The organism is Bacillus sp. MRMR6, from assembly GCF_001940785.1.
Taxonomy (GTDB): domain Bacteria; phylum Bacillota; class Bacilli; order Bacillales; family Cytobacillaceae; genus Neobacillus.
The window spans coordinates 1-23,731 of the sequence record NZ_MSLS01000039.1; the positions used below are offsets into that span (position 1 = coordinate 1).

The following is a 23,731-nucleotide window of genomic DNA, read 5'->3' on the forward strand; positions in this document are numbered from 1 at the left end:
TTTTCTTATAAGTTGGCGGACTCATTACACTTTCTGGTATGGGTAACTTTCGCACATCCTCTAGTTTACTTTCCTCAAACTCACGAATGTACTTAGCTACTGTGTTCCTGGATTTTTTTGTAATTTTTGCAATACCCCGTTTACTTTTACCCTCCATGTACATTTTAATTATTTTCTGTTTCTGGTCCAACGTGATCACTCCTGATATCCCCCTAATATGTCATTAGGGTTAATTGTCTATCAAAAGTGGCTCAGTTTTCAATTAATATGGTGGCTCACTTTTACGTTACCAAATACACCCTGCCACATCATAAAAAGCCCCGTATGATGTTACGGGACTTTACGTAACTAAAAAGGTGCTTCTTCTTTACTCTTCAACACATACTCCATAATCTTCATTTGAAGTTCATTAAGGTTTCCTTTTAAGTGAAATCTTTCGGCCTCGTCCTGCATGAGGAACTCCATAAGTTTGTTGTCAATCATATGTGTTATCCCTGCATGCGCATATTTCTCAGCCAGCTGTGTGATTTCTTTATAGGTCCCTACTTCCCCATGATTATTAAAGTATATGGATTTTAGGGAAATCCAATCGTGCTCTGATAATGTAACCGCACGGCACAGTTCCTGCTTCTTTGAGATCTCATTTGCTTGATTAAGCCTGCTGCCTGCAAACACACAAAAGATAAAAAAATCACTGTTTTGAGAAAATAACGTCTTTCCCAGCTCTTGATAAACGGGAAAATGTTTTTCTGCAACATAGATTCGAAGTTGTCCGATTTCACCCATTCCATTTCCTCCTATGCAATTCCGACATATCTACTTCTTCAATTAAGGTTTCACCAGGCCCTTTTGAATTTAATCTATAATACTTTCCAATTCGATTTGTCTGTGCAAAAAGAGCCTTTTCTTCTGCGCCAAATTCACGGTCTGTCACAAGCAAGACCCACTGAGAACAGATCTGTGGTAAATACTCAATTAGTCCTTGCTGATGAATCGATGATAGCCTTCCAAACGGTGTATCCATCAACAGTGACATCTCAAGAGTGGTACTTCCTCCTGCTACTTGGGCCAATGCTGTGATAAAGCTGATTGAGAGGACTTGACGCTGCCCTTGAGAAATGTTTGCCAAGAATGGCTGGTTGAAAGCATTCAGAATTTCTAGTGAATAATCTTGATTAATTTTCACTTTTCTCATCATTGCCTGGCCAGCATCATCTAGTAAGTAATGCAGATTTTGCTGGGTTGCACGCTCCAACTCTTCCATGACTTCCTGTTCAAACGTTTCAATCAAAGCTGAGATTGATGAAATCGAGCTTTTTAGTACATCATGCTTTTGCAGTAGTTGCTCACGAATTCCGGATTTTCGTTTGAGCTCTTTTACATGTACCTCCAAACGCTCCAGCTCTTTTTTCAACTCTTCTTGTTCAATCATATGCTGCTTAGAATCATAATTTAGTTGAGCCAACGTCCGGGTTAGTTGGTTCCGCTCATCATTTAGCGAGTTGATTTCTTGTTCACCGACTGTCTGGAGGCGGAGGTTCAATTCATCCAGCCTCCATCTTACTTCTTCCTGCTGGACATGCAGCTGCTTCAACTCATCGGCAATATAAGAAGTCGTTTCCACCCTGCCTTCCAGGTAAGAAAGCAATTTTTGCAATGATTCATAAAGGTCATAGAGATCTTTATTTTTCTCGTAAGCTTCAACCGATATTTTCAATGCCATCAACTGCTGATGTCCTCGTGTAAGTTCATGTAGATCAGTTCCGCAAATACAGCGCATGTCCCCAAGCAACTGGCTAATTAATGAAGATTGGATCCCGATTTTATCTGTACTATCGATTTCACCACGGAGTCTGGCCAATGTTAGGTGGTAGGTATCTTCACCTAGCAATAGCGGAAGGTATTTGTTCATTTTCTTCAGCTGCTCCATCTTTGAAGCAATCGCGTTATTGATTTGCACTCCTTCTTTTTCAAGCTCTTCCCTCTCTAAAAATAATGCCTTGCTGCTTTCAAACTTCTTCAATTGTTCATCAATTTCAGACAGCCTGTTTTCAGAGTTGATTATTAGATTTTTTAGTTCAGATTGCCGTTCAACCAGCTGGGCTGCTTTCTGCTCTTTCTCTGAGAGCTCAAGAAAGGCCTTTTTATATTCACCCTTTGAGTGTTTTTCAAGATCCTTCTTAACAGAAGTTAATACTTTATTCAGGACCTCTTTTGATTTGATAACATGGTCAATTTTCAAAAGGTTCTTTATCCCGACTGCGATCTCTTCTCGTTGAGAGGCAGCCACGCGGGTGAGGCGTTCAATTCTTTCTCCATCAAAAAAGAAGTAATGTTTAACCCGTTCATCCACCATTTTTCGAATGACCTCCTGAATATCCCTTTCCGTCGACCACGATTCATTTGTAGTTTCATTTACCATTAAGACACTAAATAATTGCTCCTTAATGGCCCCATCCGGAAGTTTCCTGGCAAAACATGTCCGAGTCACTTTATAAGTATGTTTGTTGTGTTGAAAAGAAAGCGTTACTGAACTTTTCAGCCCTTCCGGATGCTCTTCAAGTGCTTTAAGATTGGTCAAAATGATTTCCGCTTCGCCCGAATCCTGCTCAAGCTTGTAATCGCCGAAAATCGCCAACATGATTGCCCGGTAAATACCTGTCTTTCCCCTCCCGTTTTCACCAAGAATGACTGTCACAATTTGTTCTTCATTTGAGGAGGCAAATTGTATCAACTGGCGGCCGTAATATTGGCGGAAATGTTCCATTTCTAGTGAATGTATAATCATTTATCTTCACTTCCCATCTGGATTAGTTTTCGGTCCAGTAGTCTTTCTATTTTTTTCGCATGAGCCTCGACAGATAGCTGATTTTCTTCCACTTGTTTAACGGTTTCGAGGATCAGTTCAAGGACAAGTGGATCTTCTTCTTCTAATAAAGAGGACAATCTCGCCATTAACACACTATCCATAATCACTTGACTCCTTTCATTAAACTTTTTAATATGATTTCATCCCCGTCAAGCACATATCGTGCCTCACCTTTTCGCATCGCATCTTCGGCTGTAAATAACAATTTTCCACTCGAATAGCGAATGTTTGTCAGGAATCGCAGAAATTCATTTAGTTTAGCAGCTCCTTTAAAGTGATGGGAAAGGACATAATCAAGGAAGGCAACTTCATCCGAGATCTTCGAGTCTCCGGATAAGATGATTTCTCCATATGAACCAATGATCGTCCATTTGCCTGACTTTTTAAGAACATCCTCTAATAAATCCGATGACCACTGTATTCCTCCTGCCAGTACTGGAAACAAGGTAGGCTCGAACAACTCACTGACCATTGCATATTCTCTTCCTTTAGCTTTAATTACTTGCTGCAAGCGGGCCTTTATCGTTCCATGTAATTGGTTTTCCTTCATTTCGTCTAAATCGATAACTTGACGATGGATATATTCTCCATATTGGCCTTTAGCGTAATAGAGAATCTCAGGAACTTGTGATAGAGCAATATCTAAAATCCTATCGCCTTCACCAAACAGATTCTCCACCCATTCCACTACCTCTTCCCGGGCCACAATGTCTTCCTGCTCCAAGATAAACTGTTCAATATAGCGGACACCTGATATCGAATCAAGTTTATGGTTCAATGCCACCACATACGGGAAATGAGGGAAAGTAGCTTCGATGCCATCCCTGTTCTTTAAAATCGAATAAAGGATATATTTTGTTTCAATTCCAAGGCTTTTTAAAATCACCTCATAATCAGCAAATACAGAGGCAATTGACATAAATGGAGACCCGTTCAGCTTTTCCTGTATGGCAGATACAACAAATGGAATATCCTTCAATTGAATGTGAGCATAATAAGACAGAAGCGTATAGTTTCCGTGTTTATATTGAAGGAATCGCTCATTGGTAGAAAGTGTGAATTCCAGCGTAAATCTCTTCCAGCCTCTCTTCTTCACAAAAAGCTCGACCAGATCCTTTAGTTCAACATTTCCGCATCTCTCACGAATGAATTGCTCAATATAATCTGCATTCATCTGCTTTTCAGCTCCTTCTGGTTGAACAAATGGGAACTTTGTCATTGCAATCTTGCCGGTAGCATTACGTCTAAGAAGTGTATAGAGAGCATATTCATTCGGCACTTTCCGCTTTTCTGCTTCCTTTTCTACCTCTTCATATAGCTTGCGAACATGGATAAAATCCTGTGTCTCTAACCACTTCTCCGCAATACTTTCTACATGATGAACCCACTCAGCATCTGTGGTTACAAACGATGCGTGGATATACACACCCCTGCCCCATAAAAAAATCCGGTCAGATAAATCATTTCGTGTCGCAATCGCCTGAAAATCGCGCACACCTGTAAATTCACCTGGTATGATGTCATTCGCTTTTTCATTCAGCTCATCTTCCTTTTTGTATACTTCAACTCCCTCAGGATATTGGAGCATAACCATTTCGACGGCATGGAATTTTCTCATTCCTTTTAAAACACCTTGCTCAGCCGACAGCCATTTAATATGACGGTACGCGATGATTTCGATAACCTTAGGATCGACTCCATCCTCTTCCCCTTTTTCCATGCAATAGACTTGAAAGTCCGTTGGGGTAATAACATGCAGATAAAAAGCTTTCTCGATATCGGCTTTAATATTTGCCTGATATTCCTCCATTTCGTCTTTATCAAAATCGGACAGTAAAATTTCATCCTCCATCGGTTCAAGTATAAAATCCGCATATTCCAGAGCTGTTTTTAAAATAAAATGGTTAAAAAGAGCTGGGTCCAACGTAAAAGGAAGTATCATAAAATGGTTATTTTCTTTTAGCTGCTGCTTTAGGAGCGTTATCAGTCCATTCATTCGATTGACAACCCTGGTATCTCCTTTTGCAAGTATCTGCCTAACGCGCTCCCGGGTTACCCCTTCTTGTTCACCTAGCACTTCTAACGTTAAATGCTTACCTTCCGCCAACATCGTTGAGTAGCGTCGGTGGGTAATTTTCAGGTAACGAGCCGATACCTTTTCTGCTTTAAGGAATTCTTTGTCTTGCAATAATTTTGTAAACCAGTTCTCAAATTCGGCAAGCTCATGATTCAGCCTTTCCGCAGGAGACATTTGCTCAAATTCATGTTGCTTCTTGGCGATTTCCAGTAACACCAGAAAACGATAAAAAATCGTTTCAACTTTCTTTTTGCCAACCCCTTCTACTTTACCGATTTCTTCAAATTCGAAAGGCAAATCACCCCATGTTTTAATCCCTGTTGCAATGATATTATTTATTGATTTTTCAGCAAAAGGAAAATCCTCCGCCAGTAACGGTTGGTTGAAAAAGGTGGTAGGAATCGTTACCATTTGATTTTGCAAAATAACCAGTTTATTGCCGAGTTCATCGTATTCTGGTTTGACCTGCGGCAACTCCCTGCCGTTTAGCTCACCCAGCTGCTTCCAAAACTTCTTGACCGTCCCTGCTCCAACACTTCTAAGAAGCATATGAAGTTCATCTAATACTGATGGGAAATCCTTTAGTATCGTTAGTTTTTTGTCCATTAACTGCCGAATCATGTTATCACAGCCATGTATTCCTAACTCGTCAATGGGAAGCTGAGCCAAATCATTGCGAATCTCCATCGATTCCCCTTGGAAAGACAATGGCAGAGGGAATTCCTGACAGGCGGCTACAATCGTTTCCACTTCGATTCGGTCGACAGGTGTGCGTTCCTGAATTGGCTGCTCGCTGTGTTTAGGCTCTGCTTCCTGAATAATCACACTTTTCCCGAGTGTATTAGCCAATTGTTCTACGACAATTTGTACGTCTACTTTCGTCAGCCATCTGATTGATTGACTAAGAGAACCATGCAAATCAATCAACTGATAAATCCCTTTATCCAAAAACCTCTTGGCAATCGGAGCAGGAAGCAAAAGCCTGATTTCTTCCTCACCTTTCCCTTTGACCACTAAACAATGTTCCTGGATCCCAATAGGTAAGGGTTGAAAGGCTGCTAAACGACCATCAAACCGACATCCAAGCCAAAACAAATCTTGTATTACATAATGAAAATCTTCTTGTGAAGACTTATAAATTGAGCGAAGATGTTCTTCGGTCAAGTCACTGWAAGTCTGTATCGATACATAATGGACTAATTTCTTGATTCCGGTTAACGAAGATTTCATTATTGCCTGATCTAATAGAGCGTGTGGAATCAGTAATTGTCCTTCTTTATGCCAAAAATCCGAAGTAACCTCTTTTAAATAAATCGAAGAAACGGTATTCTCTTGGACTAATTTTTCTTCCTCCTGTTTTTTTTCAACAGGTTGATTGGAAGAAATCAAGTCGTTTTCCTCTACTTCAGGATCTTTTAATTGTTTATTTAAAAGAAACCAGGCTGGCTGGTAATCCGTGGCCCGACTCCCTTTTTTCATAAAGCGGAAATAGATTCGTTGTCCCTTTAGTGGCAACAGTTTCTCATTTAATTCCCATCCTCCAAGAATCCATAATGCTCCATTTTTGTCACGCTTATCAATATATGTAATTTCATGTTCCTTCAGATATTTAAGCAAGGAAAATTGAACTGTTTCAGGTTTTTCGTCAGACGTTTCTACCCTTTCAAGAACAAGTTCCTTTGCTTTTTTGATTTTCTCAAGCTCACGCTGAAGCTCTTTACGTAATTCATCCATCTGCTTGAGAGATTGAACTATGAAAGGCTTAATAAGCGTATCTAATTCCTCTTTTGGGACATGGGTGCCTTCCTTTTTAGGGTTTGGCAGCTTATATATTGGCGCTTCAAAATCATAACTTACATAGACTTGCATATACCAAACACTTATTTCAAACAAGTATTTGTGTGCCTTGTATCCATCCTCAAAATCCACAGACGAAACATCATGAGCGGCCTTATTACCTTTTTTCCGAACCCATTCCAGCTTAATATAAATATTTTCTTCTATCGCATTTTGCCGGAACAGTTTATGAATACGCTCTGCATGCTTTAAAGGATAAACATTTTCTATTCCCTCTTCCTTACTGATGGTTTTAACAAGCTGTTCAGTGTATAGTCTCGCTTGCATAAGGACAGTTTGCGGTTGTGTAAATAGTGCCTCTTCTAACTGAATAATCAAATCCAATAATTCTCTTGAAAAATTACCAACAAAACTAAATAATCCATTGTAGTCACTCATCGAATAACCTCCTTTAACAGGAAACTTTTATCTCTAGCATTCTTTCTAATTTTACTACTATTTACTAATGATTAAAAGGGAGCTACCTTCTCTCTACCAAAAGTCTGTGCAGTAAAAAACACCTCTTAAAGTAGTGTTTTTCTACTTATTACTTTGTATCACATTCAAAATCTCGCATTTGATGGTTGACCATTCTTTTCCAGCCGCAATTTGTTTTTATTAGAGTAATATAGTTTATTAATTGGTTAGCAAAGGCTCTCCATCTAAAATGGTAGTCATTCATGTTCACCGGAAACTCGCTACCTGCTATTGTAGTAATCTTCTTCATCATCACTACTGGAAATCCAGCCCTGCATCTTTAAAAAATACTCGATTACTTCCTTATATGAGCATATTAATAGAAATAAAAAGTTGTTTTATGTAGGGAAGAAGAAATAAAACAAGCAGCACTTATCATGTTACTGCTTGTTTTCCGTAAATCAAACGTACTATTCGTTTCTCAACTTTAGTTTATCAAATTGAGAGACAAGCTCAACAACTCCGTCGCTTATCTTTACTTTTAATACATCAGATTTTCCATCATGCTGGTCCACTAGAAATAGATATTCAAACACACTTGCTTGTATCAAAGCTACACTTCCGGTTGTGACATAATTATTATAATAGTTTTGAACTGCTATTAATGCACCGGCATATTCACCTAGAAAATTGCTATCGTCATCTGATATAAATTCGCTGCTATAAGGGAAAATTGGTTTTTCTATCATAAAAATTCACCTCCTTTTGGTTCGTCTATCGCAAAATCGGCACACCCTATGAGTTCAAGTCCATCATTTTTCTTGCTTCTTCTTTCATCTGCTCCACCAGTGAGGCTGGGGAGAGAATTTTGGCTTTACTCCCCCACCCACGAAGCCAATTGAAGAAGCCTTCGCCATTGACTTTGGTTCTTAAGATAAAGGTGTTTTGTAACCTCTTGAATACCGGCTTCCAGGCCGAATTTATCGATAATCTGATTGATGAGGCCTTTGTCTTTAAATTCAATTTCCACCCAGGTATCACGGCCGGCGAACATATTGAACGTACGATGCAAATAATCATACAAATGATATTCTTTGCGTTTAAAGTGCTGTGGGTGTAATCTCTACCTCCCGTAATCGATCAACCCGGTTGCTGCTTAAACCTTCCTTATTTTCCTTTTGGCCAATCAGGTAATAAAACCCTTGTTCCCAGACAAGGGCATATGGATGGTATACATATTCTTGGCTTTTACGATTTAACTCAAACTGCCGGTCGATTGTAAACTTCCCGTATTTGAAGGTAATTACTTTTCTTTCTTCAATCGCATGATGAATTTTATCAATATAAACCTTTGTTAGCCCAAATATATGGTCCATTGATTTATTATATTTAATGGGACTGGAAAGAGCTTTCGCAAAATGATAACTCGTAAGTTTCTTAAGCTTGTTAATGAGTTTTGTTGCTTGTTCTTCGGTAACAAATCGTGCGGATAGAATGGCATCCACCAACATCCTCAATTTATAGGTTTCAAATAATCGGTCTTGATGGCTTACCATTCTTCCGGATTCAAAGGGTCAGTCCCGCAGCTCTGTAAAACTTTACAGTACCGGGGGACTGACCCGAATTGCTCTATAGTTATGATACATTCTTGCGGATAGTAAAAACCATTATCCAAATTAATGGATAATGGTTTGTTTGCCTTTCCTCTCAAAATGATAATGAAGGCGGTATTCACATATTTCTTTCGTCCAGTGATACATAATTTCTTCATCCGGACCAGCAACATGATCATCCTTCTTTACAAACACAAATCGGAATAATATATCTAACAAACTATCAGGGAGTAAAACTTCTTCCCATAAATAATGTGTACGGTAATTATTATAAACAGTCGGATTTCCTTTGCCGCCGTTATTCCCTTTATTGAAGGGTAAGAAGTATGTATTGGATTTCTTCAGCTCAGTCGCCAAAATACTTGATCTGGATCAACGGCAAAGTAAACAATGACACGCTCGTTAAACCTAAAAAGCTACTCTTTTGGATCACGGTCTTTTTTGAACTGATTCATAGCGTGCTCAACTGTTTGTCCTGTGAATTGATTTTTCAATTCCATCACAATAAGAGGTAATCCGTTAATAAAAACAACCATATCCAGGCTTTTCGTATGCTTGTCGCTATATATACCTGACGACTCACCGTGAAGATATTCTTTTGATACCGCTCGTTCATTAGCTGATTCATCGTTGTTGGTGACTTGTTGTAAACAAGACTTTCCTCATAACTTACTGATGCTAGTTGGCCGAGAAAACTACCTCATAGTAATACTTGATTTCTTTAATTCCCGTCCCAAATAAGAGGTTGTCAACATCACTAACCTTTATTAAAATGCATCGCAAGAACTGTCCCCCTGTTTCCTAACCAAATACCAAAGCCACCTGTATATATATTTGGGAAATGAGGTAGAGCAATGTGCAAAATACATAGTTGCTTTTTATGCTTAGAGTAAATTTTCCGACATGGCCGTTTGTGCTTAGCATAATGACGGAAACACCAATTGGTGACATCATTGTACTGATTGCGCTGCCTACTGTGAGTGAAAGAACGAGTAGTTCTGGGGTGAACGGAATAGGAAGGTTTAATAGCAAACCGCCGACTAGAATCATTGAGGTTAATGGCCCTAACCCTGCGAATCCTAATAGTAGCATTAAGAATGGTAGTAGCATGTATAAATTTATCCAGGGCAATGAAGTTATTAGATTCAGAAGGTCGACAATATACACACCTATATCTGACACCCGAACGGCAAAGATAAATATACTGACAGAAAAATATATGCTAAGTTCTTCACTTTTATTCAAAATGTCTTTAAAAAAGTATTGTTTGCTATGATTTTTCAATTTAGGTAGCGATTTTTTTAGAAGAAAGTATGCTAGGACACAAATAATTGTGACCTGAGGAACAACGACTAATAAATCCCAACCTACATACATATGTAGTGTGATTGAGATAACCAAAAAAGAGAGAAATAATATGAAAAACTCTTTTATACATTTATTCATGTAGCCCTTATCTACCTGATGATCAATACCCATGATTTTATCTTGGATTAATGCTGTTGCGTCTGCCCATCCTGATTTATCCCGATAATAGAAGAGAAGTAATGATAGGATGATTGCAATGGTTGATACGATGAATCCCTGTACCATAACACTGATTAATGATGCACCGGAAGCCTTTACTGAATACGAAAAACTTGGAATAGTTACCACCCATAGTGTTCCTAAAGCAAATCCCCTTAAAATACTCAGGTTTTTTAAATACTCAATACCATTGGAAGAACCTTTTATATTATCATTAACAAATTGATAAATGAGTGGGATTGATCCAATTAACAAAAAGTGTGACAGTACTTGGGTAAACACCATAACCCCAGTAAAGTACTGTACACTTGATTTTAAGAAAATCCTCGCCTTCAAAAAAATGGAGTCAATATAATTTTCGTGTTGGATGACCCAGCCTATTAATGGGACAATAAGGATTAGGACAATTATATCAGCTAATTCCAACGTACCTTTCCAAAATATATCCAACACAGTTACTTGATTTGTAAACATGCAGATAGTACTTGCCAAAATCAATAATAGAATTGGGAAGATTTTTGCCATATTTTTTAATAAAAATATAGAAAAGCAGAACAAAAACAAGCTTATAAATGATTCTAGGTTCTGAAATTGCATCCCTAGAATATGTCCAATTATATTCAAGGATAAAAACAGTATGATAAAGAGATAAAAAATAATTGGAAAGTAAGCAATCATAACGGAGCCTTTCATCGATTGTCTGTCCTTTACTAAAGGCGCTTTAATAATAATCACCAACTTTTCTTGAAAAAAGAATAATGGAAAGACTCACGTATTTTCTTAAAACTACCCACATCTAAATGTGGGTAGTTTAACTATAGTAAACTAGGATTGTTTTACATATAAAAAATGATAGTCTTTTCTTGCTTTTTCGATACTTGTTGCTCCAGAAAGGATATCGTTTGCTATGAACTGATTGCTTCGTTCTAATGGATCCATATACCCGCCACCACCCGCTGTTTGCAACAACAAGGTATCACCCTTTTTAACTTTAATGGTCGCCTTTGGTGGGAGTTCAATTGTTTCACCTGTTTCCCCATTAGTTAACAGACATTTTGAGGGTTTTCCATTTTTGCCACCAAACAATCCCCAAGGTGATAAACGCTTTCTTTCTGTCCGTAGGGAAAGTGTTGCTTCCTCACATTCTATAACAATTTCTCGGATAATTCCCATACCACCACGGTATTTACCACTTCCACCACTGTCTTCAGCTAATCCATACCTTTTTATAAAAATCGGATATGATTGCTCAATCACTTCGATAGGGGTGTTTCTTGTATTTGTCATATTTGTATGTGCACCATCCGCGCCATCCATACCAAGAAGACCCCCTTGCCCACCGCCAGTTGTTTCTACATAAGAGAAATATTGATTACTTTCATAATCAAATCCGCCAATCGTTAATCCATTCATCGAGCCTGTACATGCAGCCATTGATTTTTCAGGTAAGGCTTGAGCTAACGCGCCAAATATCGTGTCAACAATCCGTTGTGATGTATTTGCATTTCCATTTGATACAGGGGCAGGAAACTTTGGATTTACTAGTGTTCCTTCTGGTGCGATTACATGTATCGGTCTAAATGTACCTGCATTACTTGGAATGTCTGCATCAAATAATGCCTTAATGGTATAATATGCACAAGCTTTTGTTACCCCAATGGTTGAATTAATCGAACCTCTAGCTTGTTGGTCTGTACCAGTAAAATCTAGATAAACTTCTTCATCTTTAATTGATACTTTCACCATAATTTTGAAAAGCTCATCACTAAGTCCGTCCCCTTCAAGATAATCCTCAAACGAATATTCACCATTTGGTACTCGTTTAATTGCAGCTTTCATACGTCTTTCCGAATAATCCATAATCTCATTCATACAATCCTCAAGAAAATCAGCTTGATAACGGGCAAATAGTTCCTTTAAACGAGTTTCTGCGATATTATTTGCCGCTATTTGAGCGTATAAATCACCATACGTTTCTTGAGAACGAACATTTGCTTGAAACAATCTTAATATATCATCATTAATAACGCCTTCGTTTCTAATTTTCACCGACGGGATACGTAACCCTTCTTGGAAAATCTCAGTCGCAGTTGTGGATGCACTCCCAGGTGTCATCCCTCCAACATCAACGTGGTGTGCAATGTTCCCTGCAATCGCAACTATTTTTCCATCCACAAATACTGGTGAGATCAAAAAGATATCTGGAAGATGGGACCCACTTATATAGGGGTCATTAATTAAAATCGCATCTCCTTCTTTTAGCTTCTCTGGTGGATAAGTTTTCAAAACCTTTTCCACAACTGATGGCATTAATCCTAAATGTAACGGAATGTGTTCTGCTTGTGAGATTAATTTTCCTTCCTTCGTGTAAATGGCTGATGAACAGTCCATTCTATCCTTAATATTAGGGGATAATGCTGTTCTGATTAGGGTTACCCCCATCTCCTCAGCGATTGATTGTAATGCATTTCTCATAACCTCAATTGTAACTCCATCAATTGCCGTCTTCAAAATGGAGACCGCCTCCCTGCTATAATTGAATGACTAAATTTCCGTAAGTATCACAAACAGCTTCTTGTTTAGGATAAACCACTATTGTGGAATCTAATTGTTCAATAACCGCTGGACCGTGGATTCTTGAGCCTTCTGTAAATGAATTACGATTATAAATATTCGACTCTATGAATTCACCATGAAAGTACACCTTTCGTCTCTGAATAGGCTGTGGCATCACACCTTTTTGCTGTTGCACGTATGAAAAATCAATGTTTTCTACATGCCCAATGGCGATTAATCGAAGGTTCACGACTTCAAGCGGATTTTCTTCTTGACTATACCCATATAATTTTTGATATTGCTTATGGAATTCCTTAACAGTCTGGTTTATTTGTCCCTGATTAAGTTCATGGTTGCCTATCGATACTGTTAGTTCATAAGACTGTCCTTTGTAGCGTAGGTCCATGCTTTTTACTATCGTAACCTTGTCACCAACTAATCCTTCCTTTTCCATCTGTTCACTTGCTTTTTCTTCAAGTCTACGATAGATAGTTTTCATATCCTCGACATTTAATTTTCCTACATCAAATAAGAAAGTTTGCACATAATCTTGTTTGATATTCGAGCTTAGCATGCCGATAGCACATGTAATACCTGGATATTTTGGAACGATGATTTCAGGGCAGCCTAATTCCATCCCGAGATCAATAGCATTTACAGGTCCTGCTCCACCAAATGCGACCAAGGAGAAATCACGAGGATCGTGACCTTTTTCAACAGAAACTACATGAATCCCACGAACCATATTTGCATTCACAACTCGGATGATTCCTTCTGCTGCTTTTTCAACACTCATTCCTAATGGTTTTGCAATTTTTTCATAGACTACTTGCCTGGCCGCCTCAACATCCATTTTCATTTCCCCACCAAGAATGTAATCCGGGTTCAATCTACCAAGGATTACATTAGCATCCGTAACAGTCGGTTCAATTCCACCGCGGCCATAACAGACAGGTCCTGGGAAGGCACCCGCACTATGAGGTCCAACACACAAAGCACCACCTGCATCAATCCAAGCAATACTTCCGCCACCTGAACCAATGGTATGCATTTCTACCATTGGTAATTTAATTGGCATACTCCCAATCTCACTCATTGTCGTAAAATGTGGCTGACCCTTTTCAATTAAGCATGTATCTAAACTCGTACCGCCCATGTCAATTGTGATTAGGTTTTCTCTTCCTGTCATTTGGGAAATTGTAATTCCCGCCATAGCTCCTCCAGCTGGACCAGAAAGAACGGTGCGTGCAGGTACTTCTGTAGCGGTTTCTGTACTAATGATGCCCCCATTTGATTGCATAATATATAAATCAGATGAGACATCCCGCTTTTTTAGCTCTTGATGTAACTGATTCAAGTATTTTTTCATTTTCGGCATAACATAAGAATTAATCACGGTTGTACTTGTTCGTTCAAATTCACGATATTCAGATAACACTTCGCTAGACAATGATACGTATACATGTGGTAATTTTTCTTCTATAATTTTTTTAACTATACGTTCGTGTGTATCATTAATATAGGAATTCAGTAGACAAACCGAGATGGCTTCTACACCTTGCCGTTTTAACTCGTCTAACACTTGCTCCAACTGACTGACTTGAATAGGTGTAATAATCTCACCGTTTGATCGAATTCTTTCTGCTGCCTCAACACGTAAGTGCCTCGGGATTAACGGACTAGGCTTTCTTGCTCTAAAATCGTATAATTTTGGTCTAGTCTGTCTCCCAATTTCAAGGACATCTTTAAACCCTTCTGTGGTTATTAACGCAGTAATGGCTCCTTTTTGCTCAAGAAGAGCATTTGTAGCTACCGTGGTACCATGAATAAAAAAGCTGATTTCACTTTCCTTTACTCCCGTTTCACTTAAAATCTTCTCCATCCCTTGTATAATTGCTTCTGATGGATTATGAGGTGTAGAGGGTACTTTGGCTGCATAAAGTTGACCGTTATTCTCATTTATTAAAGCTACATCCGTAAATGTACCTCCAGTATCTATACCAATACGAAATCCCATCTTCTATTAAGCCCCTCTCTTCATACTAGTAAGTCGACCGAATTTTATAATATTCTTTAAATTCGGTGCGAGTAAAATTATTAAAATCAATAGACCTATTAAACTGATTATACCGTTAGGGATTATTAAACAAATACTTAAAGCAAACGCAATCAGCCTTTTAATGACAACAAACCTTCCTTTTAACGGATACCCTTGTAATGCAATTGCGATTGCAAACGTACCGATCAAAGAGGTAATAATATCAAATCCAAGCTCTAACAAACTACCATCTAATGTCAGCAGAGAAGGTTGCATGATGAAAATAAATGGAAAAATATAGGCAGCTGCTGCAAGTTTCACTGCTGTAAATCCTGTTTTCATCGGGTCAGCCTTCGCAATCCCTCCTGCAGCATACGCTGCTAATGCGATTGGAGGAGTAATCGAAGATAAAACCCCAAAATAGAAGATAAAGAAGTGTGCTGATATAACACTAACCCCGAGTTCAACTAAAGACGGTGCAACTAAGACAGATAGTACTAAATAAACTCCAACTGCTGGGAGACCCATTCCCAACACAATTGATGCTAATGCTGCAAGCACAAGTAACAGGAACAAATGTCCTCCAGAGATGGAAACTAAAATGGTGGAGAACTTTAAACCCAATCCTGTTAAATTTAATACTCCAATAATAATACCCGCTGTTGCACATGCACTAACAACCTCCATCAGATTTTCACCGCCAGAAATAAGGGCGTCTTTTATCATTTTCCAGTTCATTCTTGTTGCTCGTTGGAAGAACGAAAAAACAATAACAGAGACGATGGACCAAAAAGCTGCACTCATTGGAGTCATCTTTGCAACTACTAAAATGTAGATTAGAACAGCAATTGGAAGCAGTAAATTCCAACCACTCATCATTACGTTTTTAAATCTTGGTAGTTCTTCCTTCTTAAGTCCTTTGAGACCATGTTTTCCTGCTTCAAAATCAACCATAATAAAAATGGCGAAATAAAACACAAGCGCCGGTATGATAGATGCCTTCACAATTTCCAAGTACGGAATGGCAGTTACTTCTGCCATTAAGAAGGCTGCTGCTCCTAACACAGGCGGAACAAGTTGCCCTCCGGTTGACGAGGTTGCTTCAATCGCAGCTGCGACATGTGGTTTATATCCGTTTTTGATCATAAGTGGGATGGAAAGCGTGCCAGTACTTACTACATTCGCAACTGGGCTACCAGATACCATTCCAAAAAAACTACTTGAAACAACTGACATTTTCGCAGGACCCCCCCGGACTTTTCCAAACAAACTAAAGGCAATATCGACGAAAATATTACCTGCACCTGAATGTAATAGGAAGGAACCAAAAATAACGAATATCGCTACAAACGTTGCTGTTGCAGCAATTGGAGGACCATAGATTCCTTCGCCTCCCATATACAATGTACTGACAAGCCGCTCAACAGAGTATCCCCGATGAGCGAATAAGCTTGGTAAATGTGGTCCCAAAAATGCATAAGCAAGAGCAATGATAGCAAGTAAAGGAAGGACCCATCCCATTAAAAAACGGGTCGCTTCTAGAATCGCAATGATACTCAATATACCTAGAAAAATTTCTAACGCACTAGGGTTACTCGCATTATAGAAAAGCTGTTGGTCCGTTATCACGATATAACTGGAAAACCATGCAACTGCTATAACACCTAGCAAGCCAATGGATGCTCGAATCCAGTTTGTTTTTTCTGCTTGTAATGATTTGTGAATCATAGTGAGGTATACTAGCACAAGGACCAACCCTAAATGTGTACCCCTTAGCTGATATTGTGTTAGTAATCCATTACTAGCAACCCAAAGCTGGAATAATGAGAGGGCAATTGCTAGTATATAAATTATTTTTATTGCAAAACGCTCGGCACTCATTCAATCTCGATTCCTTTTTCTTTGTAATACTTAATCGCACCAGGATGAGCAGGGATATGGAATCCTTTTGCAGCCTCTGGTAGCGTCCAATATTTTGCAGCAGAGTGAATATTTGAGAATTCACCTGGATACTCTAATACAGATTTCGTAACCTTGTATACCAAGTCTTCTGAAACCTCTTCGTTTGTTAGTAGGAATGCTGATATTTTTAATGTTGGGATTTCAGTATCTTGCCCTTGATAGGTTCCAGCCTCAACAACACTAGTTTCGAAGTAGCTATATTTATCTGTTACCTTCTTTTGCTCCTCTTTCGAAACTGGGAGGATTTTAATATCATGTGTCGCCGAAATATCTGAAATAGATGCTACAGGTTTACCTGATAAAAATGTAATCGCATCAATATGACCATCCTTCATGGCTGAAATAGCATCATTAAAAGGAAGTATTTCTGACTTGTAATCTTTATCTCTTACTAAACCATCCGCTGTTTCTAATATTTCCGCTGTTAAATCAGGTAGACCATAAGCCAGTGACACTCGCTTACCACGTAAATCACTCATCGAGTTAATTCCTGAATCCTCCAACACAACGATTTGCAGGTCATTGGGATGTCCCTTCATTATAATTCGTAAATTGTCTTGTGCTTTCCCTTCATATTCACTAAGTCCATTTTGAGCTCGGTATGCAACATCAGCGAGGATTATTCCGAAATTTACTGAGTCACTCCCTAACAATCCAATATTTTCAGCAGTACCGTTTGTAACTTCTGAGTTTGCAGTAATATTTGATTCATACTTATTTAGCTGGCTTACAATACCTGAACCTATTAAGTAATACGTCCCCCCGGACGATCCTGCTGCAATTGTGACAAATTCTTTTTTACCTGTATTTTTACTTGTCCCTTCATCAGTAGAACCTGATCCCGTTTCACTACCACAAGCAGCTAAAAGTACTAACATTAGGACCAAAAATATAGGAAAGAGAATTCCCTTTTTCATATTTACACCCACCCGCCTCTTTTTAGTTTAATGAATTACCATTAAATCGAAAGCAATTGAAGTTCTACCAAAAGGTCTATACTGTATATTTGTCTATCATTGCTTCATTTACATCTAGGCCAAGACCTGGCTTGTTGATTGCGTGCACATATCCTTCTTTGTCAATCCAAACTTTATCCTCAATAATGCCGCCAAGCTGTTGATAGGTTTCAATTGTACGTGTTGGTGGCTCATACATCATTTCTAACCACATGTAACCAGGAGTTGAGCAACATAAATGGACAACTCCAGCTAATCCGAAACCGCTTAAACCATGATGGGGAACAAAGTGTAATTTGTTCATCTCTGTCATAGCAGCAATTTTTCTTAATTGAGAAATTCCTTCAGACATTGTGATGTCGGGCTGGATAATGTCATATACTCCTTTTTCAATTAACCAGCGGAATTCGTGTAATCCAAGATTCTTTTCACCTCCTGCGATATGTATCGAGGTATTTTCACGTAACCGGATTAAATTTGGAAAATCATAACGTGATAGTGGCTCTTCTAGCCAAACGACATTTCGATCCTCTAGTTCTTTAGCTGTGGCTAACGCTCGACGATAATCCCAGACGACTCCTTGGGAAGGAGATGGTAATGATGTTGCTTGATTGGCATCCACCATGAATTCTAAATCAGGCGCTGCATTCATCACACTGTCGATTAATGCTAAATCATCCTTCATTTCTTCATGATGAAGACGAATTTTCATTGCTTTAAAGCCCTCTTCTTTATACCTTGCCGCTAATTCTGCTCTATTTTCTGGAGTTCCTAATTCTGCTGTACTTGCATATGCCTTTACCTTATCCCTTGTATAACCCCAAAGCTTATACAGCGGTAAGTTTGCAGCTTTCCCAATAATGTCCCAAAAAGCTAAATCAATGAACCACATAACACCTGCGTTACGTAGTACTCTTGCATGCTGTTCTGTCGCAAAGACATCTTTTCCTATTAAATAAGGCTTTACCTTTGTCTCAATGGTGTGGGCGTGGTAACCGTCTGTTCCACTGTATCCAACTATTCCATCCTCTGTGTAAACTCTTACAAGAGTAAAATCACGTGATTTTCTGACTAACCCTGGTTGCCAGGCTGGACGGTACTCAACATCATAGGGTATTTCCAGATTTGTAGCTTTAATATCTACTATTTTCATTTTTGATCGGCCTCCTCAAAATTTTTAAAAAATCTTTTTTCATATCTTCACTAGTCTAGTAATGCAAGTTGTGTGCCAAGTCTGAATAATCTGTAAATTTAAGATGGAGATATACTTATATCAATCTTGAAATCTAATATACAATTTTTAAAAATAGTTAAAATCGAATCCATGTTGTCCTAATTTCGAAACAGTTGTCGCTAATTATATACGATATATATACATCTCAATTGTTAGTGAGGTGTTTACATAATTTACGCAAAGTATGGTTTTTCCCACAAATTCAGGATTTGCCCAATATTTTGCTTTCTAGCTTCTTTGTAAAGAGTATAAGCCCATGCAATATCTTCTACAGGCATTCCTCCAGCATAAAAAACAATTCTTTCTTTATCATCTACACGACCGACTGTATTTCCGTTTACAATGTCTCCTAAATTTAATATGGCATCCTCTTCAAGTTTCTTTTCCTTATACATTCGATATACTTGGCCAGCAATCCCATAATAGGTGTCTTCATTTAATGCTTTCAAACCACTTTGATTATATTCCCATTTGAACCAATCATCGCCAGTACATTTATGCATGTTCCAATTATCTAACACAATCTTATTTTGTGTAAGAAAGTGATCAGAGACCTTTCCCCCATTTGTAAATGCCAGTAAACACCCGGCTTTCATCCACTCATCCTCAATAACAGGCATGTCTTTACCGGAAGTAGCTACTGTTATGATATCTGATTCTCTCACACACTCTTCAATAGAATTCGTTTGAACAGCGACGATATTCCATTCCTTCTCAACCCTTTCACAAAACGATTGAGAAGCCTGACTGAAGATATCATATACCTTCACCGTTTTAATCGCTTTTTGTGTCTCTAAAATAGCACGAACACATGCCCAATTAATAACGCCAGCACCAATCACAGCAAGTGTATCTGCTTTTGAAGAAGCTAAGTACTTTACAGCAACTCCTGGTATAGCTCCAGTTCTTGTGGAACTAATCAAGTTTCCTGACATAAAGGAAATCGGTTGGCCTGTTTCTACATCATTTAAGGTGATTGTCAATATTGACCGAGGTATGCCCTTCTCTTTATTTTTTGTATTTGATCCATACCATTTATCACCGCAAATATTGAAATCTCCCCCCAAATACGAAATCATCGACATAAAACGCCGGTCAGGTCCTGCTACAGGCATTTTTTCTGTTCTTTGTCCTCTTGGAAACCAAATTTTTATACCATGCTCATTTTCCGCAGGTCCTCCCATGAGGTAATCCCCTTTTCCAACGAGCTCAAACATTTCATCCATACACTCGATACATTTCTTCATGTCTAATACTCCGACTTCCAATAAGTCTTTCTCAGACAAATATAAAAGGTCAATTCTACTATTAATTTCTTGAGAAGACATTCTATTCCACTCCATTCATTTTTATCTAGTACCCTAGATTTTTTTCTACAAGATTATCAAGCTTCTCTCCATTCAAAAACTTATTAAGATTACTTCTAAATATCTCATATTGTCTTTCTTGTATAGCAGGTGAGATACCTGATACATGTGGACTAACAAACACATTGTCCATCTGATATAGCTTTGATGTAGGAGGTAATGGCTCTACTTCAAATACATCTAACGCTGCAGAATTTGTTGGATGATTTGATAAAAAATCAATGAGCTCGTGTTCGGCGATGACACTCCCCCGGCCAATATTAATGAGAAGTGCATTTTCTTTCATTGCCTGTAGTACCCTCTTTCCAAATAAACTTATGGTTTCTGAGGTTGCGGGTAACGAAAGGATAATATAATCTGCCCCATTTATCGCATCCTCCAACTCGTTAAAGGAATACATCTTGTCTACATACTTATTTTCCTTTCTTGGATTCCTCCTAACACCCCATACCTTCATTCCGAATGCCTTAGCTCTCTTGGCAACTTCTTTGCCAATATTCCCAACACCGACTAACAGCATTGTTTTTTTATATAGTTCCGTAAATTCATGATATAGCTCATTCTTTATCCAGCTATTTTGTTTTTGCGCTTCTGTTAGCCCCTTTAGCCTTCTCGTATGAAATAAAAGCATCGCAAATACATGCTCAGCCATAGGTATAGAGTGTACCTGGCTAGCATTGGTTAATAGGACATCCGATGCTTTTAATTCTGGAAATAAATAGCTGTCCACACCATGGCCATGCAGTTGTAACCACTTAAGCTTTTTCGCTCGTATAAAATGCTCCCGCTGGAGTTTTCCTGCAAACATAATATCTGTATCCTCCACATATAAGAACATTTCAGTAGGGTCTACACAACGTACAAAATGAAGATTCAGGAATTCATCCTTTAATTTTTGCATGTATTCGTCTTTAATGGGCCACGAAATTAAAACAGAATAAGAGTTGTTAATTATCCTTTCCCCCAATCATTTTCTTTTTAATAAAACCCATCCATCTAACATGCAATAAGCATGCCAAACTATTAAAAGTGGATCATAATATAAAATGTAAAGCCCCATCTTGATAAATAGGGCTTGATTATTATGAAGAAAAAATCTATTTATTGTATTATTTTTTATACATGTGTATTAAAATTACTACATTCCATACCTATACTAATTCATTCGTCATAATAAATCTTCAAGGTTCAGTTCATTTAACTTTCTGTATAATGTCGACCTAGTTACACCCATCAGCTTAGCAAGCTTTGTCTTATTACCGTTCGACGCTTCATGATAAGCTCTCACCAAAGCACGTTCAGCTTCTTTCAATGCTTCTTTGTATGGTTCATTTGCTGGAAAAACCGGTATTAGGATACCTGCTATATCTTCCTCTCCTTGAGTAAAATCAATATGACGTAGTAACAAATCTTTTAAATAGCTTAAATCAGATACTTTTGTAATATCGCAAAGAAGGGTGAACCTTTCAAGGATGTTCAGTAATTCTCTAACATTCCCTGGAAACCCGTATTGGGAGAGCTCGTCCGCAATAATCGGTATGTACGACGAAATTTGTCTATAGAAATGCAAATCCTTACTAAAGTATTGAGCAATTAACATAGGTAAATCCTCAAGTCGAAACCTCAATGGTGGTATATTAATTTCCAGGACATTTAGCCTGTAATACAAATCAGACCTAAACTTTTCCGTTTTAACTAAATCTAGGAGATTTCCGTTTGCAGCTGCAATAATTCGAATATCCACCTTTACTACCTTATCACTTCCAATTGGAACAATCTCTTTCTCTTGGAGGACCCGTAAGAGTTTGACCTGAAAGCTAGTTGAAGTTGAATTAATCTCATCCAAGAAGATTGTACCCTTATGTGCAATTTCAAATAATCCCTTTCTTCCTTTCTGTGAGGCACCTGTGAATGCTCCAGTCTTATGTCCAAAGAGCTCACTCTCTAATAAGGAATCTGGTAGAGCTGCGCAGTTAATAGCCACAAATGGAAATAGTTTTCGAGAACTATGATTATGAATGCTTTGTGCGAACATTTCCTTTCCAGTTCCTGTTTCACCCTTGATTAGAATGGTTGAGTCTGTTTGTGAAAAACGTTTTGCTTCTTCTACTACCCGTTTCATTAAGGCACTATGATTAATAATATCGTCAAACGTTACCTTCGCTTTCCAAGTGCTTTCCCTATTTTGAATCCGGAATTTATTATCAATTTCCTGAACATCTGTAATGTCATTGAAGGTATACACATTTCCAACTTCATAGTCTTTTACGTAGATAGGCGTTCGTGATAAAGCAACTGTCGTATTCCCAATATTCACAAGTGAATGCTTGTCCAAATGATCCTTGATGAATTCATGATAAATACGAGGTGGTAAAAGTTCTTCAAGTTTTCTTCGCTGGGGGATATCGTTAGCCAGCTTTAATAAATTTGTAGCTGAGCTATTCATCAGAGTGACTTCACCTTGATTATTTGTCGTTAAAATACCATCATTCACAGAATTCATAATTGCTTTAAACTCTGTGTTAAATTTTTCTTCTTTTCGCTTAAAATACACAATCTCTGTGGCGCGTTGAATCGATTCTTCAATTGTACTTTCGAGGGAATACACTAAATGCCCTATTAGTCCATACTCACGTGCAATACTAACAGATAAGCTTGAGCCAATCACGACCCCTTCTTCTCGTGAAAACTCCTTAATAGATTCTCGGAGATCTAGTTCATTTTCAAAAGAAATCATTTTTAATTCAATATTTAAAAGTTCAGATAACAAAGTGTAGTCATAGAGGTCTTGAATGGACGGAATGGTTATTGCAATCCGCTTTGTAGAGTTGATTGTTTTTTTGATAGACGACAAAATATCATATGGAGTTATACGGAAGGCAATAACAGGAATATTACAAATACTCTCGAAAATCTCTTTATTTATATTCCCGGTTATTATAATATCTATTTTTTTTTCAATTAATTTTGGTAATAACGATATACATTCATCCTTATAACAGGAATGAATAAACATTTCGTAAGAATCATTATTCTCTTTCACAATGTTTGAAGCCAATTCAATAAATTCCTTATAACCTAGCATTGCTATTTTAGGTTTCAGCATTTTCTCTAATTCACCTTTCAATTCAGCAAAGCTTTGCACAAATCTTCACCTCTTCCCATCTGGCACCTTAATACATCTTATTTTTAAATTTTATACGATTATTGAAATGTTAACAATATTCTATATATTATTCCCTTTAACATATTAAGAGAGATTGAGGCTAAGAATAAGGG

Annotated in this window: 18 protein-coding genes and 1 pseudogene; all 19 read right to left on the reverse strand. The window is 38.0% G+C overall.

Annotated features, from left to right (window positions below; genetic code table 11):
* The coding region (locus BTR25_RS23600; protein WP_483295250.1) for a helix-turn-helix domain-containing protein at nt 1-199 on the reverse strand (199 nt) is incomplete at its 3' end.
* A gap of 149 nt (nt 200-348) precedes the next feature.
* On the reverse strand, nt 349-786 hold the full coding sequence (locus tag BTR25_RS23605; RefSeq protein WP_075690445.1) for a hypothetical protein: 438 nt from the start codon (nt 784-786) through the stop codon (nt 349-351).
* On the reverse strand, nt 779-2,788 hold the full coding sequence (locus tag BTR25_RS23610; RefSeq protein ID WP_075690446.1) for an AAA family ATPase: 2,010 nt from the start codon (nt 2,786-2,788) through the stop codon (nt 779-781). Before BTR25_RS23610 ends, BTR25_RS23605 begins: the two co-directional genes overlap by 8 nt.
* Nucleotides 2,785-2,970 (reverse strand): hypothetical protein, encoded by a 186-nt coding sequence (locus tag BTR25_RS23615; RefSeq protein ID WP_075690447.1) that lies wholly within the window; start codon nt 2,968-2,970, stop codon nt 2,785-2,787. The genes BTR25_RS23610 and BTR25_RS23615 overlap by 4 nt, the downstream gene beginning before the upstream one ends.
* A 2-nt stretch (nt 2,971-2,972) precedes the next feature.
* Nucleotides 2,973-7,181 carry a sigma-70 family RNA polymerase sigma factor gene (locus BTR25_RS23620; RefSeq protein WP_075690448.1) on the reverse strand — a complete coding sequence of 1,403 codons (4,209 nt, stop codon included), beginning with the start codon at nt 7,179-7,181 and terminating at the stop codon, nt 2,973-2,975.
* A gap of 148 nt (nt 7,182-7,329) precedes the next feature.
* On the reverse strand, nt 7,330-7,512 hold the full coding sequence (locus BTR25_RS27270; protein WP_139311322.1) for a hypothetical protein: 183 nt from the start codon (nt 7,510-7,512) through the stop codon (nt 7,330-7,332).
* 157 nt (nt 7,513-7,669) lie between these two features.
* Nucleotides 7,670-7,948: a DUF3992 domain-containing protein gene (locus tag BTR25_RS23625; RefSeq protein ID WP_075690449.1), complete on the reverse strand. Its 279-nt coding sequence runs from the start codon at nt 7,946-7,948 to the stop codon at nt 7,670-7,672.
* A gap of 46 nt (nt 7,949-7,994) precedes the next feature.
* Nucleotides 7,995-8,279 carry a WYL domain-containing protein gene (locus BTR25_RS28695; protein ID WP_083652532.1) on the reverse strand — a complete coding sequence of 95 codons (285 nt, stop codon included), beginning with the start codon at nt 8,277-8,279 and terminating at the stop codon, nt 7,995-7,997.
* 20 nt (nt 8,280-8,299) lie between these two features.
* Nucleotides 8,300-8,755 (reverse strand): WYL domain-containing protein, encoded by a 456-nt coding sequence (locus tag BTR25_RS23635; protein ID WP_075690451.1) that lies wholly within the window; start codon nt 8,753-8,755, stop codon nt 8,300-8,302.
* Nucleotides 8,756-8,986: 231 nt separating this feature from the next.
* Nucleotides 8,987-9,467: pseudogene (locus BTR25_RS23640) on the reverse strand (type I restriction endonuclease); the annotation flags it as partial.
* 146 nt (nt 9,468-9,613) lie between these two features.
* A complete protein-coding gene (locus BTR25_RS23645) occupies nt 9,614-10,813 on the reverse strand; it encodes a hypothetical protein (RefSeq protein WP_139311323.1) in 1,200 nt (399 codons plus the stop codon).
* Nucleotides 10,814-11,164: 351 nt separating this feature from the next.
* Entirely contained in the window at nt 11,165-12,850 is a 1,686-nt protein-coding gene (locus BTR25_RS23650; protein WP_254842786.1) for a hydantoinase B/oxoprolinase family protein, read from the reverse strand.
* Nucleotides 12,851-12,869: 19 nt separating this feature from the next.
* Entirely contained in the window at nt 12,870-14,912 is a 2,043-nt protein-coding gene (locus BTR25_RS23655; protein WP_075690453.1) for a hydantoinase/oxoprolinase family protein, read from the reverse strand.
* A 6-nt stretch (nt 14,913-14,918) separates the two neighbouring features.
* Entirely contained in the window at nt 14,919-16,814 is a 1,896-nt protein-coding gene (locus tag BTR25_RS23660) for a TRAP transporter permease (protein WP_075690454.1), read from the reverse strand.
* Entirely contained in the window at nt 16,811-17,812 is a 1,002-nt protein-coding gene (locus BTR25_RS23665; RefSeq protein WP_075690455.1) for a TAXI family TRAP transporter solute-binding subunit, read from the reverse strand. Before BTR25_RS23665 ends, BTR25_RS23660 begins: the two co-directional genes overlap by 4 nt.
* A gap of 76 nt (nt 17,813-17,888) precedes the next feature.
* Nucleotides 17,889-19,004, reverse strand: a complete 1,116-nt coding sequence (locus tag BTR25_RS23670; RefSeq protein WP_075690456.1) for a mandelate racemase/muconate lactonizing enzyme family protein — start codon at nt 19,002-19,004, stop codon at nt 17,889-17,891.
* Between the two features lie 254 nt (nt 19,005-19,258).
* Nucleotides 19,259-20,413, reverse strand: a complete 1,155-nt coding sequence (locus BTR25_RS23675) for a tyramine oxidase subunit B (RefSeq protein WP_075690457.1) — start codon at nt 20,411-20,413, stop codon at nt 19,259-19,261.
* Between the two features lie 25 nt (nt 20,414-20,438).
* Nucleotides 20,439-21,419 carry a D-2-hydroxyacid dehydrogenase gene (locus BTR25_RS23680; protein ID WP_075690458.1) on the reverse strand — a complete coding sequence of 327 codons (981 nt, stop codon included), beginning with the start codon at nt 21,417-21,419 and terminating at the stop codon, nt 20,439-20,441.
* Between the two features lie 201 nt (nt 21,420-21,620).
* Nucleotides 21,621-23,597 (reverse strand): sigma 54-interacting transcriptional regulator, encoded by a 1,977-nt coding sequence (locus BTR25_RS23685; protein ID WP_075690459.1) that lies wholly within the window; start codon nt 23,595-23,597, stop codon nt 21,621-21,623.
* Nucleotides 23,598-23,731 lie beyond the last annotated feature (134 nt).

Excerpts from the sequence above, each read along its gene's own strand:
- BTR25_RS23605 (WP_075690445.1), bottom strand. The coding sequence starts at position 786 with ATGGGTGAAATCGGACAACTTCGAATCTATGTTGCAGAAAAACATTTT.
- BTR25_RS23610 (WP_075690446.1), bottom strand. The coding sequence starts at position 2,788 with ATGATTATACATTCACTAGAAATGGAACATTTCCGCCAATATTACGGC.
- BTR25_RS23615 (WP_075690447.1), bottom strand. The coding sequence starts at position 2,970 with ATGGATAGTGTGTTAATGGCGAGATTGTCCTCTTTATTAGAAGAAGAA.
- BTR25_RS27270 (WP_139311322.1), bottom strand. The coding sequence starts at position 7,512 with ATGATGAAGAAGATTACTACAATAGCAGGTAGCGAGTTTCCGGTGAAC.
- BTR25_RS23625 (WP_075690449.1), bottom strand. The coding sequence starts at position 7,948 with ATGATAGAAAAACCAATTTTCCCTTATAGCAGCGAATTTATATCAGAT.
- BTR25_RS28695 (WP_083652532.1), bottom strand. The coding sequence starts at position 8,279 with ATGATTATTTGCATCGTACGTTCAATATGTTCGCCGGCCGTGATACCT.
- BTR25_RS23635 (WP_075690451.1), bottom strand. The coding sequence starts at position 8,755 with ATGGTAAGCCATCAAGACCGATTATTTGAAACCTATAAATTGAGGATG.
- BTR25_RS23645 (WP_139311323.1), bottom strand. The coding sequence starts at position 10,813 with ATGTTTACAAATCAAGTAACTGTGTTGGATATATTTTGGAAAGGTACG.
- BTR25_RS23655 (WP_075690453.1), bottom strand. The coding sequence starts at position 14,912 with ATGGGATTTCGTATTGGTATAGATACTGGAGGTACATTTACGGATGTA.
- BTR25_RS23660 (WP_075690454.1), bottom strand. The coding sequence starts at position 16,814 with ATGAGTGCCGAGCGTTTTGCAATAAAAATAATTTATATACTAGCAATT.
- BTR25_RS23665 (WP_075690455.1), bottom strand. The coding sequence starts at position 17,812 with ATGAAAAAGGGAATTCTCTTTCCTATATTTTTGGTCCTAATGTTAGTA.
- BTR25_RS23670 (WP_075690456.1), bottom strand. The coding sequence starts at position 19,004 with ATGAAAATAGTAGATATTAAAGCTACAAATCTGGAAATACCCTATGAT.
- BTR25_RS23675 (WP_075690457.1), bottom strand. The coding sequence starts at position 20,413 with ATGTCTTCTCAAGAAATTAATAGTAGAATTGACCTTTTATATTTGTCT.